The sequence below is a fragment of the Streptomyces sp. NPDC005408 genome (genome assembly GCF_040606445.1).
GTDB lineage: Bacteria > Actinomycetota > Actinomycetes > Streptomycetales > Streptomycetaceae > Streptomyces.
Genome location: NZ_JBEXEX010000130.1, coordinates 1 through 2,541, shown reverse-complemented (window position 1 = coordinate 2,541; position 2,541 = coordinate 1). Strand labels below are relative to the sequence as shown.

Genomic DNA, 2,541 nt, shown 5'->3' with positions numbered 1-2,541 from the left:
ACGATCGGTCTTATTCCGACCGGTCGTTCCGCTCTTATCGTGTGTGTGCACCGGATTACCGGTAAACATTCATGGAGAGTTTGATCCTGGCTCAGGACGAACGCTGGCGGCGTGCTTAACACATGCAAGTCGAACGATGAAGCCCTTCGGGGTGGATTAGTGGCGAACGGGTGAGTAACACGTGGGCAATCTGCCCTTCACTCTGGGACAAGCCCTGGAAACGGGGTCTAATACCGGATAACACCTTCTCCCGCATGGGAGGGGGTTGAAAGCTCCGGCGGTGAAGGATGAGCCCGCGGCCTATCAGCTTGTTGGTGGGGTGATGGCCTACCAAGGCGACGACGGGTAGCCGGCCTGAGAGGGCGACCGGCCACACTGGGACTGAGACACGGCCCAGACTCCTACGGGAGGCAGCAGTGGGGAATATTGCACAATGGGCGAAAGCCTGATGCAGCGACGCCGCGTGAGGGATGACGGCCTTCGGGTTGTAAACCTCTTTCAGCAGGGAAGAAGCGAAAGTGACGGTACCTGCAGAAGAAGCGCCGGCTAACTACGTGCCAGCAGCCGCGGTAATACGTAGGGCGCAAGCGTTGTCCGGAATTATTGGGCGTAAAGAGCTCGTAGGCGGCTTGTCACGTCGGATGTGAAAGCCCGGGGCTTAACCCCGGGTCTGCATTCGATACGGGCTAGCTAGAGTGTGGTAGGGGAGATCGGAATTCCTGGTGTAGCGGTGAAATGCGCAGATATCAGGAGGAACACCGGTGGCGAAGGCGGATCTCTGGGCCATTACTGACGCTGAGGAGCGAAAGCGTGGGGAGCGAACAGGATTAGATACCCTGGTAGTCCACGCCGTAAACGTTGGGAACTAGGTGTTGGCGACATTCCACGTCGTCGGTGCCGCAGCTAACGCATTAAGTTCCCCGCCTGGGGAGTACGGCCGCAAGGCTAAAACTCAAAGGAATTGACGGGGGCCCGCACAAGCAGCGGAGCATGTGGCTTAATTCGACGCAACGCGAAGAACCTTACCAAGGCTTGACATATACCGGAAAGCATCAGAGATGGTGCCCCCCTTGTGGTCGGTATACAGGTGGTGCATGGCTGTCGTCAGCTCGTGTCGTGAGATGTTGGGTTAAGTCCCGCAACGAGCGCAACCCTTGTTCTGTGTTGCCAGCATGCCCTTCGGGGTGATGGGGACTCACAGGAGACTGCCGGGGTCAACTCGGAGGAAGGTGGGGACGACGTCAAGTCATCATGCCCCTTATGTCTTGGGCTGCACACGTGCTACAATGGCCGGTACAAAGAGCTGCGATGCCGCGAGGCGGAGCGAATCTCAAAAAGCCGGTCTCAGTTCGGATTGGGGTCTGCAACTCGACCCCATGAAGTCGGAGTTGCTAGTAATCGCAGATCAGCATTGCTGCGGTGAATACGTTCCCGGGCCTTGTACACACCGCCCGTCACGTCACGAAAGTCGGTAACACCCGAAGCCGGTGGCCCAACCCCTTGTGGGAGGGAGCTGTCGAAGGTGGGACTGGCGATTGGGACGAAGTCGTAACAAGGTAGCCGTACCGGAAGGTGCGGCTGGATCACCTCCTTTCTAAGGAGCACTTCTAGGCCGGTTCGCCGGTCCAGAGGCCAGTACATCGGCGCATGTCCGATGCTGGTTGCTCATGGGTGGAACGTTGACTATTCGGCACGGTTTCAGGGCTTCACTAGTACTGCTTCGGCGTGGAACGTGTGAGTCAGGGAGTCGTGCCGGGCGCGCTGTTGGGTATCTGAGGGTGCGAGCGTGAGCTCGCCCTTCGCGATGCCGGCCCCAGTGAACTCGCTGATCTCAGCGGGGTGATGGGTGGCTGGTCGTTGCTTGAGAACTGCACAGTGGACGCGAGCATCTGTGGCCAAGTTTTTAAGGGCGCACGGTGGATGCCTTGGCACCAGGAACCGATGAAGGACGTGGGAGGCCACGATAGTCCCCGGGGAGCCGTCAACCAGGCTTTGATCCGGGGGTTTCCGAATGGGGAAACCCGGCAGTCGTCATGGGCTGTCACCCACTGCTGAACACATAGGCAGTGTGGAGGGAACGAGGGGAAGTGAAACATCTCAGTACCCTCAGGAAGAGAAAACAACCGTGATTCCGGGAGTAGTGGCGAGCGAAACCGGATGAGGCCAAACCGTATGCGTGTGATACCCGGCAGGGGTTGCGCATACGGGGTTGTGGGATCTCTTTTTCATTGTCTGCCGGCAATGAGACGAGTCAGAAACCGTTGATGTAGGCGAAGGACATGCGAAAGGTCCGGCGTAGAGGGTAAGACCCCCGTAGCTGAAACATCAACGGCTCGTTTAAGAGACACCCAAGTAGCACGGGGCCCGAGAAATCCCGTGTGAATCTGGCGGGACCACCCGTTAAGCCTAAATATTCCCTGGTGACCGATAGCGGATAGTACCGTGAGGGAATGGTGAAAAGTACCGCGGGAGCGGAGTGAAATAGTACCTGAAACCGTGTGCCTACAAGCCGTGGGAGCGTCGCTGTTGTTCTTCGGAGCA

Annotated in this window: 2 rRNA genes; both read left to right on the top strand. The window is 58.1% G+C overall.

Annotation, left to right across the window (positions count from 1 at the left end):
- Nucleotides 1-68: 68 nt before the first annotated feature.
- Nucleotides 69-1,594 (top strand): 16S ribosomal RNA (locus ABZS64_RS39245).
- A 299-nt stretch (nucleotides 1,595-1,893) separates the two neighbouring features.
- Nucleotides 1,894-2,541 (top strand): 23S ribosomal RNA (locus ABZS64_RS39240); the annotation flags it as partial.